The sequence below is a fragment of the Sphingobium sp. DC-2 genome (assembly GCF_000722555.1).
Classification (GTDB): domain Bacteria; phylum Pseudomonadota; class Alphaproteobacteria; order Sphingomonadales; family Sphingomonadaceae; genus Sphingobium; species Sphingobium quisquiliarum.
This window is the reverse complement of record NZ_JNAC01000165.1, coordinates 251,765-277,840: the sequence shown is the minus strand read 5'-3', so window position 1 is coordinate 277,840 and position 26,076 is coordinate 251,765. Positions and strand designations below refer to the sequence as shown.

23 protein-coding genes and 1 tRNA gene are annotated in these 26,076 nt (G+C 63.4%); 12 read left to right on the top strand and 12 right to left on the bottom strand.

Annotation, left to right across the window (positions count from 1 at the left end):
- The first annotated feature begins 39 nt into the window (after positions 1–39).
- The 7 genes from dusB (at position 40) to hflX (ending at position 9,378) form a co-directional block, all read left to right on the top strand.
- Positions 40–1,059, top strand: a complete 1,020-nt coding sequence (gene dusB, locus ET21_RS0125295) for a tRNA dihydrouridine synthase DusB (RefSeq protein WP_030541852.1) — start codon at positions 40–42, stop codon at positions 1,057–1,059.
- The gene (locus tag ET21_RS0125290) at positions 1,056–2,165 is read left to right on the top strand and encodes a nitrogen regulation protein NR(II) (RefSeq protein ID WP_030541851.1); all 1,110 of its coding nucleotides are present in this window, start codon (positions 1,056–1,058) and stop codon (positions 2,163–2,165) included. The genes dusB and ET21_RS0125290 overlap by 4 nt, the downstream gene beginning before the upstream one ends.
- On the top strand, positions 2,165–3,610 hold the full coding sequence (gene ntrC / locus ET21_RS0125285; RefSeq protein ID WP_021236632.1) for a nitrogen regulation protein NR(I): 1,446 nt from the start codon (positions 2,165–2,167) through the stop codon (positions 3,608–3,610). Before ET21_RS0125290 ends, ntrC begins: the two co-directional genes overlap by 1 nt.
- 97 nt (positions 3,611–3,707) lie before the next feature.
- Positions 3,708–5,960, top strand: coding sequence for a HAMP domain-containing histidine kinase (locus tag ET21_RS0125280; RefSeq protein ID WP_030541850.1), 2,253 nt, complete (start codon positions 3,708–3,710; stop codon positions 5,958–5,960).
- Positions 5,950–7,323 carry a sigma-54 dependent transcriptional regulator gene (locus ET21_RS0125275; RefSeq protein ID WP_030541849.1) on the top strand — a complete coding sequence of 458 codons (1,374 nt, stop codon included), beginning with the start codon at positions 5,950–5,952 and terminating at the stop codon, positions 7,321–7,323. Before ET21_RS0125280 ends, ET21_RS0125275 begins: the two co-directional genes overlap by 11 nt.
- Before the next feature lie 154 nt (positions 7,324–7,477).
- A complete protein-coding gene (hfq, locus tag ET21_RS0125270; protein ID WP_030541848.1) occupies positions 7,478–7,960 on the top strand; it encodes an RNA chaperone Hfq in 483 nt (160 codons plus the stop codon).
- A gap of 62 nt (positions 7,961–8,022) precedes the next feature.
- A complete protein-coding gene (hflX, locus tag ET21_RS0125265) occupies positions 8,023–9,378 on the top strand; it encodes a GTPase HflX (protein ID WP_030541847.1) in 1,356 nt (451 codons plus the stop codon).
- Here the strand turns inward: hflX and mazG are convergent.
- The 10 genes from mazG to ET21_RS0125215 form a co-directional block, all read right to left on the bottom strand.
- Positions 9,375–10,163: a nucleoside triphosphate pyrophosphohydrolase gene (gene mazG / locus ET21_RS0125260; protein WP_030541846.1), complete on the bottom strand. Its 789-nt coding sequence runs from the start codon at positions 10,161–10,163 to the stop codon at positions 9,375–9,377. The genes hflX and mazG overlap by 4 nt on opposite strands.
- Before the next feature lie 110 nt (positions 10,164–10,273).
- Complete coding sequence (locus ET21_RS0125255) at positions 10,274–11,575, bottom strand: MFS transporter (RefSeq protein WP_030541845.1); 1,302 nt, start codon at positions 11,573–11,575, stop codon at positions 10,274–10,276.
- On the bottom strand, positions 11,572–12,204 hold the full coding sequence (locus ET21_RS0125250; protein WP_030541844.1) for a TIGR02281 family clan AA aspartic protease: 633 nt from the start codon (positions 12,202–12,204) through the stop codon (positions 11,572–11,574). The genes ET21_RS0125255 and ET21_RS0125250 overlap by 4 nt, the downstream gene beginning before the upstream one ends.
- A 5-nt stretch (positions 12,205–12,209) precedes the next feature.
- Positions 12,210–13,001, bottom strand: coding sequence for an MBL fold metallo-hydrolase (locus ET21_RS0125245; RefSeq protein ID WP_021236624.1), 792 nt, complete (start codon positions 12,999–13,001; stop codon positions 12,210–12,212).
- A gap of 3 nt (positions 13,002–13,004) precedes the next feature.
- Complete coding sequence (locus ET21_RS0125240) at positions 13,005–13,805, bottom strand: TatD family hydrolase (RefSeq protein WP_030541843.1); 801 nt, start codon at positions 13,803–13,805, stop codon at positions 13,005–13,007.
- Positions 13,806–13,808: 3 nt separating this feature from the next.
- Positions 13,809–15,371, bottom strand: a complete 1,563-nt coding sequence (gene metG / locus ET21_RS0125235; protein ID WP_030541842.1) for a methionine--tRNA ligase — start codon at positions 15,369–15,371, stop codon at positions 13,809–13,811.
- 55 nt (positions 15,372–15,426) lie between these two features.
- Positions 15,427–16,398 carry an AAA family ATPase gene (locus ET21_RS0125230; protein ID WP_030541841.1) on the bottom strand — a complete coding sequence of 324 codons (972 nt, stop codon included), beginning with the start codon at positions 16,396–16,398 and terminating at the stop codon, positions 15,427–15,429.
- Positions 16,395–17,021 (bottom strand): dTMP kinase, encoded by a 627-nt coding sequence (tmk, locus tag ET21_RS0125225; protein WP_021236620.1) that lies wholly within the window; start codon positions 17,019–17,021, stop codon positions 16,395–16,397. Before tmk ends, ET21_RS0125230 begins: the two co-directional genes overlap by 4 nt.
- Positions 17,018–18,181, bottom strand: coding sequence for a D-alanyl-D-alanine carboxypeptidase family protein (locus ET21_RS0125220; protein WP_021236619.1), 1,164 nt, complete (start codon positions 18,179–18,181; stop codon positions 17,018–17,020). The genes tmk and ET21_RS0125220 overlap by 4 nt, the downstream gene beginning before the upstream one ends.
- Before the next feature lie 112 nt (positions 18,182–18,293).
- Entirely contained in the window at positions 18,294–19,331 is a 1,038-nt protein-coding gene (locus tag ET21_RS0125215) for a lytic transglycosylase domain-containing protein (RefSeq protein ID WP_030541840.1), read from the bottom strand.
- Between the two features lie 187 nt (positions 19,332–19,518).
- On the opposite strand from ET21_RS0125215, the gene ET21_RS0125210 reads away from it, so the two are divergent.
- The 3 genes from ET21_RS0125210 (at position 19,519) to ET21_RS0125200 (ending at position 20,684) form a co-directional block, all read left to right on the top strand.
- Positions 19,519–19,606 (top strand) — tRNA-Ser (locus ET21_RS0125210).
- A 131-nt stretch (positions 19,607–19,737) separates the two neighbouring features.
- Entirely contained in the window at positions 19,738–19,974 is a 237-nt protein-coding gene (locus ET21_RS0125205) for a hypothetical protein (protein WP_037471864.1), read from the top strand.
- A gap of 257 nt (positions 19,975–20,231) precedes the next feature.
- Positions 20,232–20,684, top strand: a complete 453-nt coding sequence (locus ET21_RS0125200; protein ID WP_030541838.1) for a DUF983 domain-containing protein — start codon at positions 20,232–20,234, stop codon at positions 20,682–20,684.
- A gap of 94 nt (positions 20,685–20,778) precedes the next feature.
- Here ET21_RS0125200 and secA read toward each other — a convergent pair whose 3' ends face one another.
- Positions 20,779–23,511 carry a preprotein translocase subunit SecA gene (secA, locus tag ET21_RS0125195; RefSeq protein WP_030541837.1) on the bottom strand — a complete coding sequence of 911 codons (2,733 nt, stop codon included), beginning with the start codon at positions 23,509–23,511 and terminating at the stop codon, positions 20,779–20,781.
- Between the two features lie 152 nt (positions 23,512–23,663).
- Between secA and argJ the strand changes: the two genes are divergently transcribed.
- Both argJ and ET21_RS0125185 read left to right on the top strand, forming a co-directional pair.
- On the top strand, positions 23,664–24,890 hold the full coding sequence (gene argJ, locus ET21_RS0125190; RefSeq protein ID WP_030541836.1) for a bifunctional glutamate N-acetyltransferase/amino-acid acetyltransferase ArgJ: 1,227 nt from the start codon (positions 23,664–23,666) through the stop codon (positions 24,888–24,890).
- On the top strand, positions 24,890–25,687 hold the full coding sequence (locus tag ET21_RS0125185; RefSeq protein ID WP_030541835.1) for an inositol monophosphatase family protein: 798 nt from the start codon (positions 24,890–24,892) through the stop codon (positions 25,685–25,687). Before argJ ends, ET21_RS0125185 begins: the two co-directional genes overlap by 1 nt.
- 51 nt (positions 25,688–25,738) lie before the next feature.
- Here the strand turns inward: ET21_RS0125185 and trxA are convergent, their stop codons facing one another.
- Positions 25,739–26,059 carry a thioredoxin TrxA gene (gene trxA, locus ET21_RS0125180; protein ID WP_021236605.1) on the bottom strand — a complete coding sequence of 107 codons (321 nt, stop codon included), beginning with the start codon at positions 26,057–26,059 and terminating at the stop codon, positions 25,739–25,741.
- Between the last annotated feature and the right edge of the window lie 17 nt (positions 26,060–26,076).

Below are 26,076 nucleotides of genomic sequence, written 5' to 3'. Positions count from 1 at the left end.
TTCCGCTAAGGCCTGCCTGTTTTTTAGGCAGATGTGGTGATGCGCAGACTTTCCCCGATCAAGGTCGGTCCCGTGACGATCGACATGCCAGTGATACTGGCCCCCATGACCGGCGTCACCGACATGCCGTTCCGTACGCTCGTGCGCCGCTATGGCTCAGGCCTCAACGTGACGGAGATGATCGCGACCGCCGCCATGATCCGGGAAACGCGTCAGTCGCTGCAAAAGGCGGCCTGGCATCCGGTGGAAGAACCGGTTTCGATGCAGCTTGCCGGATGCTCTCCGACCGAAATGGCGGAGGCGGCCAAGCTGAACGCCGATCGTGGCGCGGCGATCATCGATATCAACATGGGCTGTCCGGTGAAGAAAGTCGTGAATGGCGACGCGGGCAGCGCATTGATGCGCGACCTTCCCCTGGCTGCGGCCTTGATCAAGGCAACGGTTGAGGCCGTTGACGTGCCGGTCACGGTCAAGATGCGAATGGGCTGGGACCATGCCAGCCTGAACGCCCCGGAACTGGCGCGCATCGCCGAAGATCTGGGCGCGAAGATGATCACCGTGCACGGCCGGACCCGCTGCCAGATGTACAAGGGCAGCGCCGATTGGGCTTTCGTCCGTAGCGTCAAGGAAGCGGTCAGCCTGCCGGTCATCGTCAATGGCGACATCTGCTCGATAGAGGATGCCGAAACCGCGTTGGAGCAGAGCGGCGCGGATGGCGTGATGATCGGGCGCGGGGCATATGGACGCCCCTGGTTGATCGGTCAGGTGATGCAGTGGTTCCGCACAGGGCAGAAGCTTGGCGATCCTTCGCTGGCTGAGCAATATGGCGTGATTACGGAACATTATCGCGCGATGCTCGACCATTATGATGGCATGACCGGCGTGAACATGGCCCGGAAGCATATCGGCTGGTACACCAAGGGCTTGCCGGGATCGGCGGAGTTCCGCAACGCCGTCAATCAGGAGCCGGACGGCAAAGTGGTGCTGGAGATGCTCGCCCGTTTCTATGAACCGCTGATCGAACAGGAAGGCCCGGCGGAAACGCGCAAGGCGGCATGACGGTGGCGTCAACTGCCACGCCATCCTTTCGCGCCCAGTCCGATGGGCCGTCTTTGTCGGAACTGATGACTGCGCTTCCGGTGGCGACGCTGGTGGTCGGCCCGGACAACCGCATTGCCGACGCCAATGTACGTGCCGAAACGCTGCTCAACATGGCGCGGTCCGCGATCGTTGGCAGCGACGTCACGCGCACCATCAGGATGGCCGAAGCGGGCGCGCGTTTCGACATATGGCACAGCAACAAGCCGATCGCCGCCTATGACATCAAGGTTCATGCCGGGCGGACCGCCGAAATGGAGGTCGACCTGATGATCGCGCCGATCATCGACCATGAGGGATGGCGCATCGTTTCCATCCATGCCCAAAGCCAGGCGCGCAAGATCGGGCATCGCGGCACGACCGGCGGCGCACGGTCGGCGATCGGCGCGGCGGCCATTCTTGCTCATGAGATCAAGAACCCCCTGTCCGGCATACGCGGCGCGGCGCAGTTGCTGGAGTCGGGCAATAATGGCCATGACACGACATTGACCCAACTGATCTGCAATGAGGTCGACCGTATCGCCGCGCTGATCGACCGGATGCAGGATTTCACGACGGACCGGACGCTGGAATGCAGGCCGGGGAACATCTATCCGCTGATCGATCGCGCCGCCAATATAGCGGCGGCGGGCTTTGCCAAGGACGTCAAGATCATAAGACGTTATGACCCGTCATTGCCGTTCGCCATCATCAATGATGACGCGCTGGTTCAGGTGATGATCAACCTCATCAAGAATGCGGCGGAGGCCCTGGAGCATGTCGACGATGGGTGCATCCGGGTCGAAACGGCTTTCCGGCATGGCGTGTCGGTAGTGATGGGGGAGGGCAAGGGGAGCGCCGTCCTGCCCATCGAGATATTGATCATCGACAATGGACCGGGCGTGCCGGACCATATCCTTGATCACCTGTTCAACCCGTTCATCACAGGCAAGCGCGACGGCCAGGGCCTGGGCCTGGCGCTGGTCGACAAGCTGGTGCGGGACATGAATGGTTTCGTTCAATATTCGCGGGATCAGGAAGCGGGCGAATCCACCTTCCGCATCCTGCTGCCGATGGGGATGGGATGATGAGCGCGACGGGCGCCATTTTGGTGGTGGACGATGATCCGGCGATCTGCGTCGTCGTGGGTGAGGCGCTGCGGCGGCAGGGGCATAAGGTCAAGACGGCTTCCTCCATCAAGGAGCGCGGGGCGCTGCTGGAAAGCTTCGCGCCCGACGTTCTGATCACGGACGTCATGCTGCCCGATGGCGACGGGCTGGACGGGGTTGCCGAGATATTGGAGCGCAAGCCCGACCTTAGCGTCATCGTGCTGTCCGCCCAGAATACGCTGAACACGGCGATCCGCGCGACGGAGAAGGGGGCGTTCGAATATCTTCCAAAGCCGTTCGACCTGAACGAACTGGCGCGGGCGGTCGGGGATGCGCTGGGCACGGGCAAGGCGCAGGAGGGTGAGGATGGCGCGACCGGATTGCCGCATGACGGACTGCCTCTGGTGGGGCGATCACCGGCGATGCAGGAGGTCTATCGCACCATCGCGCGGGTCCTTTCTAATGACTTAAGTATATTGGTGCTGGGGGAATCGGGGACAGGCAAGGAACTGGTCGCGGAGGCCATTCATAGCCTGGGCCAGCGGCGGACCAAGCCCTTTGTCGCGATCAACATGGCGGCCATTCCCCGTGAGTTGATCGAAGCAGAACTATTTGGTTATGAAAAGGGCGCCTTCACCGGAGCGCAGGCGCGCACCGCGGGCAAGTTCGAGCAGGCGCAGGGCGGCACGCTGTTCCTGGACGAGATTGGCGACATGCCGATGGAGGCGCAGACGCGGCTGCTGCGTGTGCTGCAATCGGGTGAGGTTACGACTGTCGGCGGATCGAAGCCGGTGCGGGTCAACGTCCGCATCATCGCTGCCACCAACAAGGACCTGCCCAAGCTGATCGAGGAGAACAGGTTCCGGCAGGACCTGTATTACCGCCTCAACGTCGTTCCGATCGCGCTCCCAGCGCTGCGCGAGCGGCGGGAGGACGTCATCCTGCTGGCCCGTCATTTCCTTGACCGCGCGGCGCTGGAAGGCTTGCCGCGAAAGGCGCTGTCGGACGACGCCGCGCAATTGCTGATGGCCTATCACTGGCCCGGCAATGTCAGGGAATTGCAGAATCTGATGCAGCGGCTTGCGGTGCTGAGCCGCGAGAATGTGATCGCGGCGGATGTATTGCGAAACAGCCTGCCGCTGGACATGGTGCCCGCCGATCATGCCGCGCCCGCCGACCAGCTTGGCCAGGCCGTGCGCGAATGGGCAAAGCGGCAGCTTGGGATCGGCATCGGCCAGCCCAACAGAGCGCTGCACGACGACCTTCTCGCCCTGGTCGAGCCGATCCTGCTTCAGGAAACGCTGGCGAGCGTGGACGGCAATCAGATCCGCGCCGCGGGCCTGCTGGGCATCAACCGGAACACGCTTCGCAAGAAGCTGACCGACTATGGGCTCGACCCGCTGCAACTGCGCGTGGCGGAATGATGGCGGCGAGGCGAAGCGCACGCCTTGTCCGGCAGGAGGACAGGCCGGTACGATTACTGTGTTTGATCGAGCACTGCATTGTTGTAACAAAGCAACTATGGAAGGCGCAGTGACTCTGCCCCGCCGGGGCCGGACATGGAAGAAGATCGTCCCGCCCTTCTTGCGGCGGCGGCTTGCTTCCCTGGTGGAAGCGGCGACGCTGCTGCTGTTCCTGGGAACCGCCGGGCTTACCTATTTCCTGCTGTCGGGGCAGGGGCAATCCTACACGCTGCTGACGCCGCCCATCGTCGCGCTGCTGCTGGTGTGCAACCTGGTCCCGGCGATCGCGCTGCTGGTGCTGCTGGGGCGGCGCGTCGCCCGCCGCCGCGCCGCTCAATCAGCGATCGGCAGCGACGGGCAATTGCATGTGCGGCTGGTCGCCATATTCTCGCTGGTCGCCAGCGTGCCGATGCTGCTGGTCGTGATCTTCGCGTCGCTGCTGTTCCAATATGGCGTGCAATTCTGGTTTTCCGACAGCGCGCGGACCATGTTGCAGAATGCGAGCGATCTGGCGCGCGGCTATTATGAACAGAATCTGCGCGAGGTCGGCGACGAGACCGTCACCATGGCCAGCGACCTGCGCGATTATCTGTCCCAATCCAAGGTATCGAGCCCGCGCTTTGCCGAGGGCTATATCTATCAGGTCGTTACGCGGAAGCTCAACCGCTCCGCCATTATCGAGGTGGGCAAGGACGGCGTGGCGCGCACGGCGGCGACGGTCGATCCCGACAGCCGCCCCGCGTCCGAAATGCTCTCGCAAGAGGTCATCCGGCGGCTGAACGCGGGGGAGAATGTGGTCGTAGCGGCCAAGCCCACGCAGATCGAGGCGGTGACGCTGCTGTATCCGGGCGCGAAAATCTATCTCTACGCGACCCGCGACTCCGGCTCCACGGCGTTCAGCAATGTCGAGCGGGCGCAGAAGGTCCTGTCCGACTATGACATATTCGCGGCGCAATCGCGCGCCTTGCAGTTGCGCTTCAACGTCGCCTTGTTCGTTGGATCGCTGCTGCTGGTTGGCATCGCGGTCTATATCGCGCTGACGGTCGCCGACTGGATGGTGCGGCCGGTGAACGAACTGGTGACGGCGGCCCGGCGCATCACGGCGGGAGACCTGTCCGCGCGCGTCACCAGCCCGCAGTCGCGGGACGAGATCGGCACGCTGGCGTCGGCGTTCAACCGCATGACGCAGCGGCTGGAGGCGCAGACCGGCGCGCTGGTGGCCGCCAACAGCCAGCTTGACGAGCGCCGCGCCTTTATCGAGGCGATCCTGTCAGGCGTGTCGGCGGGCGTCCTGTCGGTCGATCGCGATGGCATCATCCTGCTCCTCAACAGTTCTGCGGCGGCCATTCTGGTCAAGGATGGGGACGATCCGGTGGGCCAACCGCTGAGCGACGTGTCGCCCGAACTCGCGGCGCTGATCGATTCCGAAGAAGATGCCGGAATCGTCCAGACGCGGGCCCACGGGGAAGTGCGGACCCTTGCCGTCAAGGTGTCAGAGGATGCGTCCCGCCACATCCTGACCTTCGACGACATCACGCAGCAGCTTTCGGACCAGCGGCGCGCCGCCTGGTCGGACGTCGCGCGGCGGATCGCCCATGAGATCAAGAACCCGCTGACGCCGATCCAGCTTGCCGCCGAGCGATTGCAGCGCCGCTATGCCGATGAGGTCACCAGCGACAAGAGCACCTTCGCCCGGCTGACCGGGACGATCGTGCGTCAGGTCGGCGATTTGCGGCGCATCGTGGATGAATTTTCCTCCTTCGCCCGGATGCCCAAGCCCGTGTTCCGGCGCGAGGCTGTGGGCGATATCGCCCGTCATGCGCTGTTCCTGCATGAAGTGGCGCACCCGGACATCCGCTTTGAATTCCATGCCGACGAACCCGATATGGAATTGGTGTGCGACCGGCGTCAGCTGGGGCAGGCGCTGACCAACATCGTCAAGAATGCCGTCGAGGCGATCGAGCCCAAGCCCGATCCCGCGCCCGGCGAGGCGCGCGGGCATGTCCGCATGACGATGCGGCGGCAGGACGCCAATCTGCTGATCGAGGTGCGCGACGATGGCATAGGATTGCCGCCGGAACGGGAGCGCGTGCTGGAACCCTATATGACCACGCGCACGAAGGGCACGGGTCTGGGCCTGGCGATCGTCAAGAAGATCGTCGAGGAACATATGGGTGAAATCCGCCTGGAGGATGTGGAAGGTGGCGGCACTTGCGTCAGCCTTCGTTTCCCCATGGGCGCTCTCGAAAAATTGGAAGAAGGGCAGGTCCTGACCTTGCCCAAGGGAAAAGTGACAGCCAATGGCGCTTGATATTCTGGTAGTCGATGACGAGGAAGACATTCGCGATCTGGTCGCGGGGGTGCTGGAGGATGAGGGTTTTACCACCCGCACCGCGGCCAACAGCGACAGCGCGATCGAGGCGCTGGACGCGCGCCGCCCATCGCTGGTGCTGCTGGACGTGTGGTTGCAGGGGTCGAAGCTGGACGGGCTGGAACTGCTCGACGAAATCAAGCGGCGCGACCCTACCATCCCCGTGCTGATGATCTCCGGGCACGGCAATATCGATACGGCGGTGGCGGCGATCCGCAAGGGCGCGGCGGATTTCATCGAAAAGCCGTTCGAGGCGGACCGCTTGCTCCATCTGGTCTCGCGCGCGACGGAAACCGAGCGGCTGCGGCGCGAAAATCAGGTGCTGCGCGCGCGCTTCGGCCAGGATGACGAACTGACCGGCACATCGGCGGCGATCAACGCGGTCCGCGCGACGATCAAGAAGGTCGCGGGCACGGGCAGCCGCGTGCTCATCTCCGGTCCCGCGGGGGTGGGCAAGGAAGTGGCGGCGCGCATGCTCCATAGCTGGAGCGGGCGGGCCGATGCGCCCTTCATCATCGTCGCCGCCGCGCGCATGGACCCCGATCGCGTGGAGGAGGAACTGTTCGGCGTCGAGGACCCAAGCGGACTGGTGCGGCCGGGCTATCTGGAGCAGGCGCATGGCGGCACGCTCTATCTGGACGAGATCGCGGACATGCCGCTGACCACCCAGGGCAAAATCCTGCGGGTGCTGACGGACCAGAGCTTTACGCGCGTCGGCGGGCAGCGGCAGGTGAAGGTGGACGTGCGGGTGATCTCCTCCACCGCCCGCGACCTGACGGTGGAGATTGAGGAGCGGCGCTTCCGCGAGGATTTGTTCTACCGGCTCAATGTCGTGCCGCTGGTCATTCCCTCGCTCGCCGAGCGGCGGGACGACATTCCGCCGCTGGTCGAACATTATCTCGCGCGCTTTGCCGCCGACCGCCGGGTTCCTTCGCCAGAGATCGCCAGTGACGCCATGGCGGCTTTGCAGGCGAACGAGTGGCCCGGCAACGTCCGCCAGCTTCGCAACGTCATCGAGCGCACCATGATCCTGGCGCCGGGCGAGCGGATCGGCCGCATCGAACTGGACATGCTGCCGGGCGAGCTGACCAGCAATGGCGGCGGCGAGGGGATTGGCCAGTCCGCCATCATGGGCGCGCCCCTGCGCGAGGCGCGCGAAAGTTTCGAACGGGAATATCTGCGCATCCAGATACGGCGTTTTTCAGGAAACATCTCGCGCACGGCCACGTTCATTGGAATGGAGCGGTCGGCGCTTCACCGGAAGCTCAAGCTGCTGGGCATCACGGACGGCAAGGACAGTTGACCAAGACGAACAGGCGATTGCACATGAGGGGCATGGACGCCCCTTCGCAATTGCGGTAGGTTCCATTCGCTTCCGGCTGGCGGGAGCAGGCAAGACACCCTGCCTAGGGGTGCGAGAGCGGGTAACGTCCCGCCAATAAGGACTGGTGATCACCATGGCCGATAAGATGAACAATCTTCAGGACATTTTCCTGAACAACCTGCGCAAGACCAAGACCCCTGTGACCATGTTCCTGGTCAAGGGCGTGAAGTTACAGGGCATCATCACCTGGTTTGACAATTTTTCCGTGCTACTGCGCCGCGACGGGCAGTCGCAGCTGGTCTACAAGCATGCCATCTCCACCGTCATGCCCGCTCAGCCTATGGACCTGACCGATCTGCGCAAGATTGGCGACGGGAACGGCAGGGGCAAGCTGTTGCAGGAAATCTTCCTCAACGCGGTGCGCAAGTCGGGCAGCCCGGTCACCATGTTCCTGGTCAACGGCGTGATGTTGCAGGGTGAGATCGCCGCGTTCGACCTGTTCTGCATGCTGCTGGAGCGGGACGGGATGGTGCAGCTGGTCTACAAGCACGCCATTTCGACGGTTCAGCCTCTGCATGCGCTCGACCTGAGCGGTGAGGGCGAGGACGAGGATTGAGCTTTTGCCGCTTTCCGCCGCCATCCGGTGAAGCGCATGGGCGGCTGAGGCGTTAAGCGGTCATGGCTGTCTTCAATCGCGATTCGGAAGATGAGGTAACGCGCGGCGCGCGGGCGATCGTCGTGCGCGCGGAAACCCATGGCGCGGAAAGGCGCGACAGCGATGCGCGGCTGGAGGAGGCGAGGGGGCTGGCGCTCGCCATCGGCATCGATGTGCGTGCGGCGCAGGCCTTTCGCGTTCGCGACCGCAAGCCTGCGACGCTGTTCGGCAGCGGACAGGTCGAGCAGATCGCGGCATTGGCCGAAGCCGAGGATGCTGAACTGGTCGTCGTCGATAATGCTTTGAGCCCCGTGCAGCAGAGTAATCTGGAGAAGGCGACCTCCACCAAGGTGATCGATCGCACCGGCCTGATCCTGGAGATTTTTGGCGAGCGGGCCGCGACGAACGAGGGGCGGTTGCAGGTGGAGCTGGCCCATCTCGACTATCAGGCCGGGCGGCTGGTGCGCAGCTGGACCCACCTGGAACGGCAGCGGGGCGGCTTCGGCTTTCTGGGCGGTCCCGGCGAAACCCAGATCGAGGCCGACCGGCGGATGATCCGCGACCGCATGGCGAAGATCCGCCGCGAACTGGATCAGGTCACGCGCACGCGCAGCCTTCACCGCGCCCGGCGGCAGCGCGCGCCCTGGCCGGTCATCGCGCTGGTCGGCTATACCAATGCGGGCAAGTCCACGCTGTTCAACCGGCTGACCGGCGCTGACGTCATGGCGGAAGACCTGCTGTTCGCCACGCTGGACCCGACCATGAGGCAGATCGCCCTGCCGGGCCTGGACAAGGCGATCCTGTCCGACACGGTGGGCTTCGTTTCGGACCTGCCTACGCAGCTGATCGCGGCTTTCCGCGCGACGCTGGAGGAAGTGCTTTCGGCCGACCTCATCATCCATGTCCGCGATATCGCGCATCCCGATAGCGAGGCGCAGCGGGATGATGTGATGGACGTGCTGAGCGAGCTGGGCGTGGCGGGCGAGGGCGCTCTGGAAGGCGGCGAGGGGGACGAACCACCTCCGATCATCGAGGCGTGGAACAAGCTCGACCTGCTGGATGAGGAGGCTGCGGACCATCTGCGCGAACTGGCGGCGCGCCGGGATGATGTGGTGATCCTGTCAGCGATCACCGGGCAGGGCGTCGACGACCTGCAACGGGCGATCAGCAAAAGGCTGACGGCTGGCGCGCAAGTGCATCGCTTGCATGTACCGCTGTCCGACGGCGCAGCGCTGGCGTGGTTGCATGAGCATGGCGAAGTGATCGGAAGCACGGCCGAGCAGGGGGAGATGCTGGTGGATGTGCGCCTCTCCGACTCCGCCCTCGCACGGTTTCTTAAGCGCGGCGGGCCGAAGGCCGAGGACGGGGACGAGGCTTAGTCCGGGGTCTGCCGCCGTTTGGCCTGTTTCCACAAGGCTTCCTTATCCTCCAGCGACAGGCCGGGAAATGCCTCTCCGGCGATATCTTCCATGGTTCGGAACCGCTTCTCGAACTTGGCGGTTGCGGTGCGCAGGGCGGCTTCGGCGTCAACCTTCCAATGGCGCGCGAGGTTGACCACGGAGAAAAGCAGGTCGCCGATTTCCTCATGATGCTCATCAGGAGAAGCGGCCTCATGAACCTCTTGCAGTTCTTCCTCGATCTTGGCGACGACGCCCTGAATGTCAGGCCAGTCAAAGCCGGTCCGGGCAGCGCGCTTCTGAATCTTTTCGGCGCGCAACAGGGCTGGCAGGGCCTTGGCGACACCGGCGAGAGCGCTCTGGTCAGCGTCCTTCCCGGCACGTTCGGCGGCCTTTATGTCTTCCCAGCGGCCATGACCGTCTTCGCGGGCCACGCCATCGCCGAAAATATGGGGATGGCGGCGGATCATCTTTTCGGTGATGCCGTCGATCACATCCTGAAGAGTGAAATAGCCGGCTTGTTCGGCGATGCGGCTGTGGAACACGACCTGGAGCAGAAGGTCGCCGAGTTCGTCGCGCAGCGCCGCCATGTCGTCGCGCTCGATGGCGTCGGCGACCTCATAGGCTTCCTCGATCGTATAGGGCGCGATGGTGGAGAAATCCTGCTCTATGTCCCATGGGCAACCCGTGTCCGGGTCGCGGAGGCGCGCCATCACTTTGGCGAGCGGCATGATGTCGGCGGGACTTGGATGGGCATTGGAAGACATGGGCAATCCTGGGAAAATGTCTGGTCGGGAAAGAGTAGATTTGCACCGGGGGAATGGCCACCCTTCCGGATATCACTAAGCCGATAATATATATTATGTTAAATCCAACATCAGTCTTCCAGGATGCGGCTGTGCTTTTGCGTATCCCGCATGCGGATATAGACGAGCAGCGAAATGGCGATCATCACCGTCACGTAGATGTAGAATGCCTGCTCGATGCCGAGCTGCTTAAAATAAAGCGCGACGAATTCCGCCGTGCCGCCGAAGATCGTGTTGGCCAGGGCATAAGGTAGCGCCACGCCCAGCGCGCGGATATGCGCCGGAAACAGCTCCGCCTTCACGACCGCGTTGATCGACGTATAGCCTGTGACGATGACCAGCCCGGCCATCACGAGCATTCCGGCGACCAGCGGATCGCGGGTTACGGCCAGGGTCGCAAAGATCGGATAGGTGAACAGCACGCCCGCTATGCCGAACCCGATCATCAGCGGCTTTCGTCCGATCCGGTCGGACAGCATGCCTGCAACCGGTTGCAAAAGCATGAAAAAGAACAGGGTTATACCATTGATTTGCGAAGAGACTTCACGGCTGAGGCCGCTGGTATTGACCAGGAATTTCTGCATGTAGATGGAATAGGCATAGAAAGCGATGGTGCCGCCTGCAGTCAGCAGCATCACCGTCAGCGTCTCACGCGGATGCCTGGTGACCAGTTCCACGAAGCCGGACTTGGGCGCTTCCGCCGCGCGTGCGACGGCATAGCTTTGCGTTTCGGCAAGCCCCCGCCGCAGCCAGAAGACGACGACCGCCAGCGCTCCGCCGATCAGGAACGGGATGCGCCATCCCCAGGATTCCAATTGAGCCTCGCTGAGCAAGGCTTGCAGGACCAGCAGGACGCAAATTGCCACAAGCTGGCCAGCGATCAGCGTAACATATTGAAAGCTGGAGAAGAACCCCCGCCTCTGCCGTCCCGCCATTTCCGACAGATAGGTGGCGCTTGCTCCATATTCTCCGCCGATCGACAGACCCTGCATCAGGCGGGCGAGCACCAGCAGCAGAGGCGCTGCAACGCCGATGACCGGATAGCCCGGCGTGACCGCGATCAGCAGCGACCCCGCGCACATCAGCGCGACGGACAGGGTGAGCCCGCTCTTGCGGCCATGCCGGTCCGCATAGACGCCCATCATCCATGCCCCGATCGGCCGCATCAGGAAGCCGACCGCGAAAATGCCCGCCGCGCCAAGCAACTGGGCGGTGCGATCATTGCTGGGGAAGAAATGCGGCGCGAAATAAAGGGTGAAGGCAGCGTAAGCGTACCAGTCATACCATTCAACCAGATTGCCCGCCGACCCGCCGATGATCGCCTTCAACCGTTCCCGCTGGGTCGGCGGCCGGTGGGCGAGCGGCGCCGTCATGGCGTCAGCACCATTTCGCCATCCTGCACGCCCCAGCTTTTAAGGCGCGAGAGCAGGTTCATGCCGATCACATTCACCTCGCCAAAGGCGGGCGACACGACGATGTCGAGATCGCTGGCGCGGATCGGACCGATGGCGAGGGTCGAGACGGAGGCGCGCTGGGCCGCGATCCGGCCATTGGCGGTGATCATGGATACGCCCGGCGCATTCAGGTCGAAGTTCAGGCCGGCGGCACGGGCGGAGGAGACGGACAAGGCGGTGACGCTCGCGCCGCTGTCGATCAGGAAGCGCGCAGGCGTGCCGTTGACGGTGGCTTCCACCCAGAAATGGCCATCGGGCGCCATGGGAACCCGCAGCGTCCGCCCTTCCGCACGCGTCGCTGGCGGAGACGTGGGAACGGCCTGATCCGAAGCAGCGGGAACCGGCCCCCCTTCCCTCGCCGTTTGAGAGAAGAGGCCGCTGCGTTCGCCCAGCTTGAACAGCAGGAGCAGCACGGCGAAGATGACGGCCCAGAACATGGCCATGCGCAGAAGCCCGGCCATGGGCAAGCGCCGCGCCAGAAGGGCCGAGCCGACCAGAACGAGCGCCAGCACATACCAGAGGCTGGACATCGCCTGATCGCCGCTCATGTCCATCAGCCCTGCCGCCTCGCTTCGTCCAGCTCTATCACCATGCCGTCATAGGCCGGCTCCACGCCAGCGGGAAGCGAGCGGCGGAGCGTGGCATAGTCCATGCTCTGATCCATATGGGTAAGCAGCGATCGCGCCGGACTCAACGCCGCTATGGCGTCAAGCGTCAGCGCCAGATGCGGATGAGTGGGATGCGGCTTTTCGCGCAGGGCGTCCACCACCCAGAGGTCAAGGCCGTCATATAAGGCGATCATTTCCGGCGTGAGCGCGTGGAAATCCGTCGCATAGCCGACCGAGCGGCCGCCATGGGTGAAGCGAAAGCCGGTCGAGTAGATCTCGCCATGGGGCTGATCTGTGCAGGCGATGTCGATGTCGCCGATCCGCAACCCATCGGGCAGGACATGCGGCTCTATCGTCGCATGATAGCCCTGCCGCCCTTCGAATGCGTAGGCGAAGCGCTCCGCCAGCAGTTTGAGCGTCTGGCGGCGGGCATAGCCGGGCACGGGGCTGCGCCGGTGATGGTAAAGCTGACGCACGTCATCGATGCCGTGGCAATGATCGGCATGATCATGGGTCCACAGGATCGCGTCGATCTGAATCACGTCGGCGGCCAGCAATTGCGCCCGCATGTCGGGCGAGGTGTCGACCAGCAGGCGGGTGGACGGGCTTTCGACCAGGATGGAGACGCGGGTGCGGCGGTTCTTCGGTTCTTGCGGGTCGCAGCTTCCCCAATCATTGCCGATCCGGGGCACGCCCGACGATGTGCCGCAGCCCAATATGGTGACCTTCAGCCCCATCGATCAGGCAGGCCCATTGATCTTGCTGAACCCATTGATCTTGCTGAACAGGGCGCGGAAATTGTCCGAAGTGGCCTGCGCCAGTTGCTCCACATCCTCGCCGCGCAGAGTGGCCAGAAAGCGGGCCGTATCAGCGACATAGGCAGGCTCGCACGGCTTGCCGCGATGCGGGACCGGGGCGAGGAAGGGCGAGTCCGTTTCGATCAGCAGCCGGTCCAGCGGCAGGCGAGCGGCGGTTTCCTGCAAGTCCTTCGCGCTCTTGAACGTCACTATGCCTGAAATGCTGATATAGAGGCCCAGATCGAGGGCGGCATCGGCGAACGCGCCGCTGGCGGTGAAGCAATGGATGACGCCGCCATAGGCCCCCTGCCCCATTTCGTCGCGCAATATGGCGAGCGTGTCTTCCTCTGCATCGCGGGTATGGACGATCAGCGGGAGGCCGGTTTCGCGCGCCGCCGCGATGTGCGAGCGGAAGCTGCGCCGCTGCCGATCGCGGTCGCTATGGTCGTAATAATAATCGAGCCCGGTTTCGCCGATCCCCACGACACGCGGATGGGCGGCGCGATCGATCAGCTTGGCCGTGTCGATATGCGGATGCTCATCGGCTTCATGCGGATGAATGCCCACGGTCGCCCACACGTCGGGTTCCCGCAAAGCCGTGCCGAGCACATTATCCCACTCGCTTTCACGCGTGGCGATGTTGAGCATCAGGTCTACGCCCGCGGCGCGAGCGCGTTCAAGCACATTATGCTGATCTTCGATCAAGCCCTTGTAATTCAAATGGCAATGACTGTCGATCAGCATCGTTCAGGCGTCCGCTTCCGCAAGTTCCAGGCGAGGGAATAGAGGTTTGGGCGCGCTGAGCGCAAAGCCGCTGCCGCGCAACTGCGTGTACCAATCAGTCCCGATGACGTCATAGCCGCGCCGGGCGGCGGCCACGCCCATCTGGTCGAGCAGCGCCGTGGCGCTGGCGGGGATGACCGGCTGGATCATGATGGCGAGGCTGGCGATCGCATCGTAGAGCGTCGCCAGCACTGCTTCCATCCGTGCGGGATCGGTCTTGCGAAGCGCCCATGGGGCCTGCGCGTCAATATAGGCGTTGCAGGCGAACACGGCGCGCATCCAGGCCTCGATCGCTACCGAGGGCGCGAGATCGGACATGGCCTGTTGGAACGCCGTGGCAGCTTGCCGAACCGTAACGAGCAACTCCGTGCCGGCATCCTGCGGCTTGGGCTGCGGCAGGCGGCCGTCCAGATTCTTGGCGATGAAGCTCAGGGTCCGCTGGGCGAGGTTGCCGAAACTATTGGCAAGATCGCTGTTGGACCGGGCCACGATCGCTTCGGCGCTATAGCTGCCGTCATTGCCGAAAGTGACTTCGGACAGCAGGAAATAGCGTAGCTGGTCCACTCCGAAGCGATCGGCCAATTCCATCGGATCGGCGACATTGCCGACAGACTTCGACATCTTCTCTCCCCGATTGAGAAGGAAGCCATGGCCGAAGATCCGGCGCGGGAGCGGCAACTTCGCACTCATAAGGAAGGCTGGCCAGTAAACCGCATGAAAACGCACGATATCCTTGCCGATGACATGCGTGATATCGCCGCCTTCGGACCAGTAGCGCGCCATGCGTCCGGCATCATCGGGATAGCCGCAGCCGGTCAGGTAATTGGTCAGCGCGTCGACCCACACATACATGACATGGCCTTCGCTGCCCGGCACTTTCACGCCCCAGTCGAAGCTGGTGCGCGAGATGCTGAGGTCGCTGAGCCCGCCTTCGACGAAGCGCATGATCTCGTTTCGGCGGCTGTCCGGCTGGATGAAGTCCGGCTGGCTGTTGTAGAGGTCCAGCAGCCTTTGCTGGTAGGCGGACAGGCGGAAGAACCAGCTTTCCTCGACCGTCCATTCGACCGGCGTGCCCTGCGGAGAGAGCTTCTGATCGCCCTCTCCGCTCACCAGTTCCTTTTCGTCGTAAAAGGCTTCGTCACGGACGGAATACCAGCCTTCATAGCGGCCGAGATAGAGGTCGCCATTAGCCTCCATCGCCTGCCAGAGCGCCTGGCTGGCACGATGGTGATCCGGTTCGCTGGTGCGGATGAAGCGATCATGACTGATGTTCAGCCTGTCGTTCATCTCCTTGAAATATCCCGACATTTCGTCGGCAAGATCGCGTGGTTCCATGTCGCGCGCGCGGGCGGCCTGGGCCATTTTCAGCCCATGTTCGTCAGTGCCCGTCTGAAAGAACACGTCGCGGCCCATCATCCGCTGAAAACGGGCGATCGCGTCGGTCGCGATCACTTCATAGGCATGGCCGATATGGGGACGGCCGTTGGGATAGCTGATGGCGGTGGTGATCGTATAGGGTCGCGACATGAGCCCTTCCCTAGCGGCTGTTCCGGGCTAGGCAAAGCCTGCTTTTACCGGCCCTTCAACCGTGGCGGGCCGCGAGCGCCGCGACATGGCCGGAAAGTTCGAACGCGACCGATCCCGGCTCAAGCGAAAGGATGATGGCGCCGCTTGCCAGCTGACGCGCGGCTTCCCAATGGTCGATCGCCTTGCCCAGATCAGCGCCGCTGCGCCGCCGCGCCATGTCCGCGATGAAGGACGGAACACGCTCAAGGAAAGCCTCATAGCGCGGCCGGGCGGCCTTGGCCGACAGGGTTTTGGCGAGGATGAGGCGCTGGCGGTTGCCGGGGTCGCCCTCGGCGGCGATCGACGCGAGCGTGCGTTCGATTTCGGCGAAATCAAGACCGGCGTAGCGCAGCGCCTTGCCCGGCGAGCCTTCTCCGGCGCGAACCAGCGCTTCGATTTCCTGTTGGTCGACCGGCGGGTCCTGCGCCCGCAGCACCGTGCGCACCGCATCATCGTCCAGCGGATCGAAACGCAGCGTCCGGCAGCGGGAGCGGATCGTCGGCAGCAGCCTTCCGGGCGCATGGCTGACCAGCAGGAACAGCATGCCCGGCGGCGGCTCCTCCAGCGTCTTGAGCAGCGCATTGGCCGCGCCCCGCTCCAGATCGTCGGCACTGTCGATCACCACCACGCGGCGGGAGGAGAAAGTGGGGGCCGACTGAATCAGCCGGTGCAGGCCGCGCACCTGATCGACGGAAATGTTGCGCGCGGTTCCGCTTTCCTTTTCCAGGCAGAAAAGCTCGGCATAGTCGGGATGCGCATCGGCCGCGATCAGGCTGCGGGTGGGATTGTCCTGAGGGACCGAAAGCCCCTGCCCCTCCAGCGGGTTTCCGGCGGCTTCCGCCAGCAGCCGCAGGGCAGCGGCGCGCGCGAACGTCGCTTTCCCGATGCCGCGCGGTCCGGCCAATATCCAGCCATGATGCATGCGATCGCCGCGCGCGGCGGCGAGCAATGTTCCTGCCTGAGCGTCATGGCCGACAAGCGCCGTCATGGCAGCAGGTCATCCAGCGCTTCCATCAGCCGGGCGGTGACTTCGGCGCGCTCCCCGGAAGCGTCGATGGAGCGGACGCGATCAGGCTCCTGCGCGGCGATGCGGGCGAAGCGGTCCGCGACGGCCCGGTGGAATGCAGGGTCGCGGCCGCCGATGCGGTCGGCCGCTCCGCCATCGCGATCATGGGCGCGCCGCTCGGCCTCCCCATCGGGCAGGAACAGGAAAAAGCTGCGATCCGGCGCGAAACCGCCGCTGCCGATCTGGTGGAGCGTCAATATGTCGGCGTCGCCAAGGTCGCCCATGCCCTGATAGGCGCGGCTGCTGTCGAGAAAGCGGTCGGAAAGGACCCATGCGCCTCTTTCCAGCGCGGGCCTGATCGTCTTGTCGACATGGTCGGAGCGGGCAGCGGCGAACAGCAAAGCCTCCGCCCTGGGATTCCAGCGATCCGCCTCGCCGGTGAGCAGCAGCGCGCGGATCGCCTCCGCCCCTTCGCTGCCGCCCGGTTCGCGCGTTTCGACCACGTCCAGGCCGCGCCCCCGCAAGGCGGCGGCAAGCGCCTTCAACTGGGTCGACTTGCCCGCGCCCTCCCCGCCTTCCAAGGTGATGAAGCGGCCGCGTGTCACCCGAAGAAGGACTTCAACCCGTTCCACAGGCGGCCGAACAGGCCTGCCTCCGACACGGCTTCGCCAGCCTCCAGCGGCAGGATCTGCGGCGGCGTGTCGGGGGTGGAGATGATCAGCTGCGCGATCCTCTGCCCCTTGGCGATGGGCGCCTTGATCGGGCCGGTATAGGCCACCTTGACCGAGATATTGCCCGATGCCGTGCGCGGCAGGGTGACCGCCATGTCCTGCGGCGCGACGAGCGGCACGCTGGTGGCGCTGCCAAGCTGAACCTCAGCGGTTTCGACGGTCTGCCCCTTCTTGAACAGGGGCTGGGACTTCCACGCCTTGAAGCCCCAATCCATGAAACGCACCGACTCCGCGATGCGGCTGTTGAAGGTGGGGAGGCCCGCGACGACCATCACCAGGCGGCGGCCGCCCTGTTCGGCCGAGCCGGTGAAGCCGAACCCTGCCTCCGAAGTATGGCCGGTCTTCAGCCCGTCGGCGCCCGGAATGCGGCCGAGGATGGGATTGCGATTGCCCTGCTCGATATCCGCGCCGCCCATCGTCTTGCCCCAGGTGAAGGAGCGGGTCGCGTAGAAGCGCTTGTAGAGATCGGGCGTCTCCTCGATCGTCGCTTCCGCCAGCCGGGCGAGATCCTCCGCGGTGACATAGGTCACGCCTTCGTCAGGCCAGCCGTTGCTGTTGCCGAAATTGCTGTTGTCGAGGTCAAGCCGCTTGGCCTCCTCGTTCATCAGCGCGACGAAGGCCTGCTCCGTTCCGGCAATGCCTTCGGCCAGCACGACGCAGGCGTCATTGCCCGACAGGGTGACGATGCCATGGAGCAGATTTTCGACCGAAACCTGCTCCCCCGCCGACAGGAACATGGTGGAGCCAGCCGCCGGGCCATGCCATTTCTGCCAGGTTTCGGGACGCACCGTGAACATGGTGTCGAGCTTCAGGTCGCCCTTCTGGATCAGGCGAAAGGCGACGTGGGCCGTCATCATCTTCGCCATGGAGGCGGGAGGGATGCGCGTCTTGCCGCCCTTGTTATACAGAACCGCGCCCGAAGAGAGGTCCTTCATATAAGCGATCGGCGCTTCGCTGGTGTAAGGCGGCGCGGCGGCCGTGAGCGGCTGTGTCAGAAGCCCGATGAAGAGAATGGCGGCTACGGACTTTTTCATGTGGACTGCCTTCGCACTGATGGATTCGGGTGATGAGGATGCCGGTCGCCAGTCATTAGACATGACAGGAACATTCACAAGGGCCTGCGGGAAAGAGGCCTGAGGAACCGCTCTACTGCCTTACGGCGTCGGCCAGAAGCCCAACGGAAAGAGCGTAGAAATTGGAGCAATTATAATCAAGTATCGCCCGGTAGTTGCTGGTCAGCAGATAGGCGGTCTTTCCCGGACCATCGGGCTCCAGCAGGGTGGCCATGACCGTGTCTGGCGGCCAGTTGCCCGCGATGCTGGTAACGCCCAGGCGCCGCCATTCGGCCATGCTGAGCCAGCGGCTGTGCCGGTTGAAGACGCGGGGGCAGCGCGCCGGGCTGGTCCGCGCGGCAAGGCTTGCCCGGTCGAGCCCTCCGGGCAACGACACGGCGACGCCCCAGGGCTGGCCGCGCCGCCATCCGGCATTCACAAAATAATTGGCGATGGACGCCAGCGCGTCGGCTTCGCTGTTCCATATGTCGACGCGGCCGTCTCCATCGCCATCCTTGCCCAGGCGCAGATAGACGCTGGGCAGGAATTGCGGATATCCCGTGGCCCCCGCCCAGCTTCCGACGAGGCGGCTGCGCGGAACGCCGCTGTCGAGCATCTTGAGCGTCGCCAGCAGTTCCGGTTCGAACAGGCTTCGCCGCCGCCCTTCATAGGCCAGCGTCGCCAGCGACCGGATCAGGTCGAAATCGCCGGTATAGGAGCCATAGTTGGTTTCATGACCGTAGATGGCGACCATTATCTCTTCGGGAACGCCGGTTTCCGCCTCGATCCGGGCGAGCCGGGCGCGATTGGCTTGATAGGCTACACGGCCCCGGCTGATGCGGGCGGCATCGACATGCCTCTGCCGGTAGGGTTCGAAATTGGGGATAGGGGAATAAGCCCCGCCGCCCGGCTGGTTCTGATCCAGTTCGATCACGCGCGGATTGGGGGTCAGCGTAGGGAATACGGAATCCAGCGTCGCATCCCTGATGCCCATCGCCCGCGCCTTTGGCCGGATCGATTCAAGATAGCTGCGGAAGGCGACATTCTCCTGCGCTCTTGCCGATCCGTCGAACAGCGGTCCGGTAAGAACGGCGCCAAGACAGAGGATTGCCAGGAAAATGATGGAACGCATTGAAGAATCTCCCTTCCCCGTTTGTGGCACAGGGACAGCGGGTGATGAAATCCCCTAATCTGTCCAAAGCTCCACGAAGCGGAAAAGGGATGCCCGCATTTTAGGCTTGGCTTGGCCGCAGGGTACGCTAGGAAGCAGCGCAACGGACAGGTGGCCACGTCAAGGCACCGGTCTTGAAAACTTATGCGGATGGGTGGCCGAGCGGTTTAAGGCACCGGTCTTGAAAACCGGCGAGGTGCAAGCCTCCGTGGGTTCGAATCCCACCCCATCCGCCAAACACCGCCTTTTCCGCTGCTTTCCCGCAGGATGGAGCCGCGCACACCAAGTCTGATTACCAGTTAAACTGAGTTAAGGCTGGTGGCGGATTAGCGTGCTATATCGAAGTCTCTCCAAATGGGAGGTTGGGATGTCAGCCGATACAGACGCGCGTTACCTGTTCCGGCGCGCGCGGGAAGAAGCCGCGAAAGCCGATGCTGCATTGGCGCGGAGCGCTTCGGAAGCGGAGATTGCAGCACATCGCGAACTTGCGCTGCGGTACAAGGTGCGGGCGCTGGCCGCTGCCGCGCCCGATCAGGTGCTGCACGATGCGATGGAAAAATTCACCTCGCCCGAAAATCGCGCCGCGAGCCCTCGCCCGCAATAAACGCCGCACTGATCCAGCAAATGGAAACGCCCCCGGGCAAGGGACTGCCGGGGGCGTGATCTGCTTGCTGTCGGGCAATCAAATCGGAAAGCGCCTTAGCAAAGTCGAAGGCGATCGGCAATGCCGCTACGGCAACGCCGGTTTTCCTCCTCTCCGTCCCGCACTGTGAAGTGGATCGGGAAGATAGGACGAAACGCCCAATTGCAATTGGCTTTTCGATGATCACATAGGCCGTCTGCATATAAGGACCGGTGATCATGAACGAACAGGAAAAGGCGTCTGCCCCGCAGGACCAGGAGATGTGGCGCCCGCGTTCCGCCATTGAAACCGGCGCGCTAGGACGCTGTCCCCGGTGCGGGACAGGGCATATCTTTCACGGCTTCCTGACCGTCCGCGACCGGTGCGAGGTCTGCGGCCTAGACTATTCCTTCGCTGATCCGGCGGATGGCCCTGCGGTGTTCGTTCAGCTGTTCGCCTGCGTGCCGGGCGTCATCTTCATCGTGATGCTGGAGATCCTGGCGCGGCCGGGGCTGTGGGTGCATATCGCCGTTGGAATTCCGGTGCTGATCCTGACCACGGTCCTGCCGCTGCGGCCGATCAAAGGATGGCTGATCGCGGCGCAATATGTGAACAAGGCGCAGGAAGCCGGGACAGCGCAGCTATGGGCGAAGCTGCACGGCGACGCAGCGGAGCGAAACAGCAACCGCTAGGACCATCGGCTGGCGATCCGGCGCCCTTTTACAAGATCGTTGGGAAAGGGCTGAAGGGGCGTTGCAGCGCCCTTTTTTTCATGATGCCGGATGATCAGCTCAGCGCGCCATGGCAATGCTTATACTTCTGCCCTGATCCACAGGGGCAGGGCGCATTCCGGCTGATGTTGAGGTTGGCAAACTCGCCCGGAGCCGCATTGCCGATCGGCGGGCGCGGCAAGGTCGTGGTGATGCCGCCAAGCTGCCCGGCATCGATATCGGCGCTGTTATCTTCCCCGGAGAAGGGGTCGATATGGGTGGTGATGAAGTCGGGCAGGACGGGCAGTTCGAATTCCGGCAGCGGTTCTTCCATGCGGAACTGGACCCGCGCGATGGAGCCGGTCACATCCTCACGGATATTGCTCAGCATGCGTTCGAACAGGGCGAAGGCTTCCTGCTTATATTCGTTGATCGGCGTCTTCTGCGCATAGGCGCGGAGGTGAACGACCTGACGCAGCGCGTCGAGGGTGGAGAGATGCTCCTTCCAATGATGATCCAGGCTTTGGAGCAGAATCGACTTTTCGATCATGTGCCAGTTTTCAGGATCGATCTGGCCGACCTTCTCCGCCACGGCTTCATCCGCAAGGGCGTTCAGCCGCTCCTCGATCATCTCTGGATCGACGGCGTCTTCCGCCAGCCATGCGTCGAAATCGGGTTCAAGGCCAACGATTTCGGAAGTGCGCGCCTTCAGGCGATCCATGTCCCATTGTTCGGGGTAAGTGCCGGGCGGGCAGGACGCGCCGACCAGATCGTTGACGGTTTCGCGGCGCATGTCGGTGACGACATCGTCAACCGTGTCGGCGTCCATGATGTCGCTGCGCTGTTCGTAGATGACCTTGCGCTGATCATTCATCACGTCATCATATTCGACGACTTGCTTGCGGATGTCGTAGTTGCGCGCCTCGACCTTCTTCTGCGCGGTCTCGATCGCCTTGCTGAGCCATTTGGACGGAGGCAGCGCCTCGCCATCCTCCAGATTGGAGCGGATCATCTTGGCGAACATCGTGTCCGGTCCGAAGATGCGCATCAGGTCATCGTCAAGGCTGAGATAGAAGCGCGACAGGCCAGGGTCACCCTGACGCCCGGAACGGCCGCGCAACTGGTTGTCGATGCGGCGGCTTTCGTGACGCTCTGTGCCAAGCACGAACAGGCCGCCCGCGGCGAGCACTTCCTGCTTTTCCGCTTCAATCTCCGCCTCGATCCGGGCGATGGCGGCTTCGCGTTCGGGCCCTTCGAGCATATCGCGCAGTTCATCCTCCACGCGGAATTCCAGGTTGCCGCCCAGCTTGATGTCGGTGCCGCGCCCGGCCATGTTGGTCGCGATGGTGACAGCGCCCTTGCGGCCCGCCTGCGCGACGATATGCGCTTCGCTTTCGTGGAAGCGGGCGTTGAGGACGGCGTGCTTCACGCCTTCCTGCGTCAGGAATTCGGACAGCATTTCCGATTTTTCGATCGAAACGGTGCCGACGAGCACCGGCTGGCCCTTTTCCGCATGGACCTTGATCGTCCTGGCGATGCCGCGGAACTTGTCTTCCAGATTCTTGTAGAAGCTGTCTTCCTCATCAACACGCTGCACCGGCCGGTTGGTCGGGATGGTGACGACGTTCATCTTGTAGATTTCATAGAATTCGGTCGCTTCGGTCGCGGCCGTGCCGGTCATGCCCGCCAGCTTGGGATACATGCGGAAATAATTCTGGAAAGTGATGGAGGCGAGCGTCTGGTTTTCCGGCTCGATATTCACCGCTTCCTTAGCTTCCACCGCCTGGTGCAGGCCATCGGACCAGCGGCGGCCGTCCATCATGCGGCCGGTGAACTCATCGATGATGATGACCTTCCCGTCCTTAACGATATAGTCGATGTCGCGGCGGAACATGACGTTCGCCCGCAGCGCCTGGTTCACATGACGGACGACGGCGGTGTTTTCGAAATCATAGAGGTTCGCGCCTTCCAGCAGGCCCGCTTCCTCCAGCATGCGCTCGATCTTTTCGGTGCCGTCCTCGGTCAGGGTGACGGTGCGCTGCTTCTCGTCCTTTTCATAATCCGCATCATCGAGCCGCTTCACGATGGCGTCGACGGCGACATAAAGTTCCGACTTGTCGTCGGTGGGACCTGAGATGATCAGCGGCGTGCGCGCTTCGTCGATCAGGATCGAGTCCACTTCGTCAACGATGGCGAAGTTGAAGGGCCGCTGCACCATCGAAGCGCGGTCATATTTCATATTGTCGCGCAGATAGTCGAAGCCGAGTTCGTTGTTCGTCGCGTAGGTGATGTCGGCATTATAGGCCTCGCGGCGCTGATCTTCCGACAGATTGGGGACGATCACGCCGGTGGTGAGCCCAAGGAAGCGATAGACCTGCCCCATCCACTCGCAGTCGCGGCTGGCGAGATAGTCGTTTACGGTGACGACGTGGACGCCCTTCCCCTCAAGCGCGTTGAGATAAGTGGCGAGCGTGGCGACCAGCGTCTTGCCCTCGCCCGTGCGCATTTCGGCGATTTCGCCGCGATGGAGGACGATGCCGCCGACCATCTGCACATCATAATGGCGCTGGCCGAGGGTACGCTTGGCCGCTTCGCGCACAGTGGCGAAAGCTTCGGGCAACAGGTCGTCCAGCGTTTCACCCTGCGCCAGACGCTCGCGGAAACGCACCGTCTGCGCCGCAAGCTCGTCATCGCTCATCGCCGAAATCGCGGGCTCGAAAGAAGCGATGCGTTCGACGATCTTGCCCAGCGACTTCACATAACGGTCATTGGACGATCCGAGGAGGGATTTGGCGAGTGCGCCGAACATGCAACATCCTGACAAAAGGGAAACGCGCACCCCTTAAGGCGACACGCACAGACATGCGCCGCGATTTAGGGAGGAGGCGGGCTTTAGTCAATCAGACGGAGCCTGCAAGGCGCCATCATTGACCGGCCGCCATATTGCGCTAATCGACGGACATGATTCAGCGTTCTCCCCTCGCCCCCGCCGCTTTTCCCGATCTTCCGCCGATCGCGGGCGTCACGACGCGCGTTGCTCGCGCACGTTACAAGAATTGGGATCGCTGCGATCTGACCTTCGTCGAGCTTTCGGAAGGAACCGTGATCGCGGGCGTGACGACGCAGAGCAAATGCCCCTCGCCCGAAGTCGAATGGTGCCGCGACGCCATACCGCTGGGATCAGCGCGCGCGCTGGTGGTGAATGCAGGCAACGCCAACGCCTTCACCGGGCACCGGGGCCGTGCGGCCGTGGAAGCGATCGCAGCGAAGGCCGCCAATCATCTGCATTGCCTGCCATCGGACATCTTCATTTCCTCCACGGGCGTGATCGGCGTGCCGCTGCCGGTGGACAAGGCCGAAGCGGGGCTGGAGGCCGCCTTTTCCGCCGAACCTTGCGGGTGGGAGGATGCGGCGAACACGATCGGCACGACCGATACCTTCGCCAAGGGCGCCCATGTCAGCGCGATGATAGGCAGCACCAGGGTAGAACTGGTGGGGATCATCAAGGGTTCGGGCATGATCGCGCCCGACATGGCGACGATGCTGGGCTATATCTTCACCGATGCCGCGATCGACCCGAAGCTGTTGCAGCAGATGCTGTCGGCGGCGAACAGGCACACATTTTCCTGCATCACGGTGGACAGCGACACGTCCACCAGCGACACGGTGCTGGCCTTCGCCACAGGCAGGGCAGGCAATGCCCCCCTCACCTCCATGGACGATCCGGGCGCGGACGCCTTCCATGCGGCGTTGAGCGACCTTTGCCGCCAGCTGGCGCATCTTGTCGTGCGCGATGGCGAGGGCGCTTCGAAGTTCATCGAGATCACGGTCGAAGGCGCGGAGAGCGATGCAAGCGCTCACCGCATCGCCCTGTCCATCGCCAACTCTCCGCTGGTCAAGACGGCGATCGCGGGAGAGGACGCCAATTGGGGCCGCGTGGTCATGGCGGTGGGGAAGGCTGGCGAACCGGCCGACCGCGACAGGCTGTCCATCCGCTTCGGCGCGACGCAGGTGGCATCGGGCGGGCTGGCCGTCGAGGGCTATGACGAGGCGCCGGTTGCCGCACACCTCAAGGGCCAGGACATCCAGATCGGCGTTGACCTTGGCTTGGGGGATGGCCGGGCGACGGTGTGGACCTGCGACCTAACGCATGGATATATTTCGATCAATGCGGATTACCGCAGCTGATGCCGATAGAGCTGCACGAACCCGTCGTCGCGCTGATGCGTGACGTGGCGCGCGATATCGTCATGCCGCGCTATCAGAATCTGCGGACGGAGGAGATCAGCGAGAAGGCCGCCGACGACCTTGTCACCATCGCCGACAAGGAAAGCGAGATCAGGCTGGCGGAAGGGCTTGGGCGCATCCTGCCGGAAGCAGGGATCATCGGTGAAGAAGCCTGCGCGGCCGATGCGGCGATCCTGGAGCGGGCGGGCGACGGGCTGAACTGGATCATCGACCCGATCGACGGGACCGGCAATTTCGCGGCCGGACGCCCGCCTTTCGGCATCATGATCGCGCTTGCCGATGCGGGAACGACGCTGGCCGGGTGGATATTGGACCCGCTGACCGGAAGGCTGTGTCACGCCATCCTGGGAGCGGGCAGCCATATCGACGGCGCGCAGGTGCATGCGCGTGAGAGCGGCGACGCTCTGCCGGTGGCGGCGCTGGCCGTTTACTTCATGACGCCGGAGGAGCGGGCCGACATTCAGCAGCGATCGGCGGGCAATTTCGCGCTGGTGGACATACCCCGCTGCGCAGCCGAGCAATATCCCCGGCTGGTCCTGGGACAGAATGACGTGTCGGTATTCGCGCGCACCCTGCCTTGGGACCATGCGGCCGGAACCCTGTTCGTGAACGAGGCTGGCGGATGCTGTCAGAGGCTGGACGGGTCGCCCTATCGCGTGGGCGATCTGCGGCGGGGGCTGCTGGGCGCGTCTTCGCCGCGGCTATGGAATCTTGCGGCGGAAAAGCTGTTTGCGTGAAAGCATATTGCGCGCCCTCTCCCACCAAGGAAGGGGCGCGCGATAACGTGGTTAGAGGACGCTTTCGATCCAACCCTTGAGCGCGCTCTTGGGCGCGGCGCCGACCTTGGTCGCGGCCGCTTCGCCATTCTTGAACAGGATCATCGTCGGAATGCCGCGGACGCCATATTGACCGGGCGCATCGGGATTTTCGTCGATGTTGATCTTGGCAATCGTCAGCTTATCCGCCAACTCCTCGGAGATTTCCTCCAGGGCCGGTCCGATCATCTTGCAGGGGCCGCACCATTCCGCCCAGAAATCGACAAGCACGGGCTTGTCGGCGTCGATCACGTCCGCCTTGAAGCTGAGGTCAGTGACTGCCTTGGTAGCCATATCGAATTCTCCTTCAG

What these genes read in the sequence shown, in the direction of transcription:
- mazG (WP_030541846.1), bottom strand. Translation starts at nt 10,163, where the DNA reads ATGTCTTCCAATGCCCATCCAAGTCCCGCCGACATCATGCCGCTCGCC.
- ET21_RS0125205 (WP_037471864.1), top strand. Translation starts at nt 19,738, where the DNA reads ATGTCAGCCGATACAGACGCGCGTTACCTGTTCCGGCGCGCGCGGGAA.
- ET21_RS0125220 (WP_021236619.1), bottom strand. Translation starts at nt 18,181, where the DNA reads ATGAAAAAGTCCGTAGCCGCCATTCTCTTCATCGGGCTTCTGACACAG.
- ET21_RS0125240 (WP_030541843.1), bottom strand. Translation starts at nt 13,805, where the DNA reads ATGCTGATCGACAGTCATTGCCATTTGAATTACAAGGGCTTGATCGAA.
- trxA (WP_021236605.1), bottom strand. Translation starts at nt 26,059, where the DNA reads ATGGCTACCAAGGCAGTCACTGACCTCAGCTTCAAGGCGGACGTGATC.
- ET21_RS0125215 (WP_030541840.1), bottom strand. Translation starts at nt 19,331, where the DNA reads ATGCGTTCCATCATTTTCCTGGCAATCCTCTGTCTTGGCGCCGTTCTT.
- metG (WP_030541842.1), bottom strand. Translation starts at nt 15,371, where the DNA reads ATGTCGCGACCCTATACGATCACCACCGCCATCAGCTATCCCAACGGC.
- ET21_RS0125255 (WP_030541845.1), bottom strand. Translation starts at nt 11,575, where the DNA reads ATGACGGCGCCGCTCGCCCACCGGCCGCCGACCCAGCGGGAACGGTTG.
- argJ (WP_030541836.1), top strand. Translation starts at nt 23,664, where the DNA reads ATGATTCAGCGTTCTCCCCTCGCCCCCGCCGCTTTTCCCGATCTTCCG.
- ET21_RS0125250 (WP_030541844.1), bottom strand. Translation starts at nt 12,204, where the DNA reads ATGAGCGGCGATCAGGCGATGTCCAGCCTCTGGTATGTGCTGGCGCTC.
- ET21_RS0125200 (WP_030541838.1), top strand. Translation starts at nt 20,232, where the DNA reads ATGAACGAACAGGAAAAGGCGTCTGCCCCGCAGGACCAGGAGATGTGG.
- hflX (WP_030541847.1), top strand. Translation starts at nt 8,023, where the DNA reads ATGGCTGTCTTCAATCGCGATTCGGAAGATGAGGTAACGCGCGGCGCG.
- dusB (WP_030541852.1), top strand. Translation starts at nt 40, where the DNA reads ATGCGCAGACTTTCCCCGATCAAGGTCGGTCCCGTGACGATCGACATG.
- secA (WP_030541837.1), bottom strand. Translation starts at nt 23,511, where the DNA reads ATGTTCGGCGCACTCGCCAAATCCCTCCTCGGATCGTCCAATGACCGT.
- ET21_RS0125290 (WP_030541851.1), top strand. Translation starts at nt 1,056, where the DNA reads ATGACGGTGGCGTCAACTGCCACGCCATCCTTTCGCGCCCAGTCCGAT.
- ntrC (WP_021236632.1), top strand. Translation starts at nt 2,165, where the DNA reads ATGAGCGCGACGGGCGCCATTTTGGTGGTGGACGATGATCCGGCGATC.
- ET21_RS0125280 (WP_030541850.1), top strand. Translation starts at nt 3,708, where the DNA reads ATGGAAGGCGCAGTGACTCTGCCCCGCCGGGGCCGGACATGGAAGAAG.
- ET21_RS0125245 (WP_021236624.1), bottom strand. Translation starts at nt 13,001, where the DNA reads ATGGGGCTGAAGGTCACCATATTGGGCTGCGGCACATCGTCGGGCGTG.
- hfq (WP_030541848.1), top strand. Translation starts at nt 7,478, where the DNA reads ATGGCCGATAAGATGAACAATCTTCAGGACATTTTCCTGAACAACCTG.
- ET21_RS0125275 (WP_030541849.1), top strand. Translation starts at nt 5,950, where the DNA reads ATGGCGCTTGATATTCTGGTAGTCGATGACGAGGAAGACATTCGCGAT.
- ET21_RS0125185 (WP_030541835.1), top strand. Translation starts at nt 24,890, where the DNA reads ATGCCGATAGAGCTGCACGAACCCGTCGTCGCGCTGATGCGTGACGTG.
- ET21_RS0125230 (WP_030541841.1), bottom strand. Translation starts at nt 16,398, where the DNA reads ATGACGGCGCTTGTCGGCCATGACGCTCAGGCAGGAACATTGCTCGCC.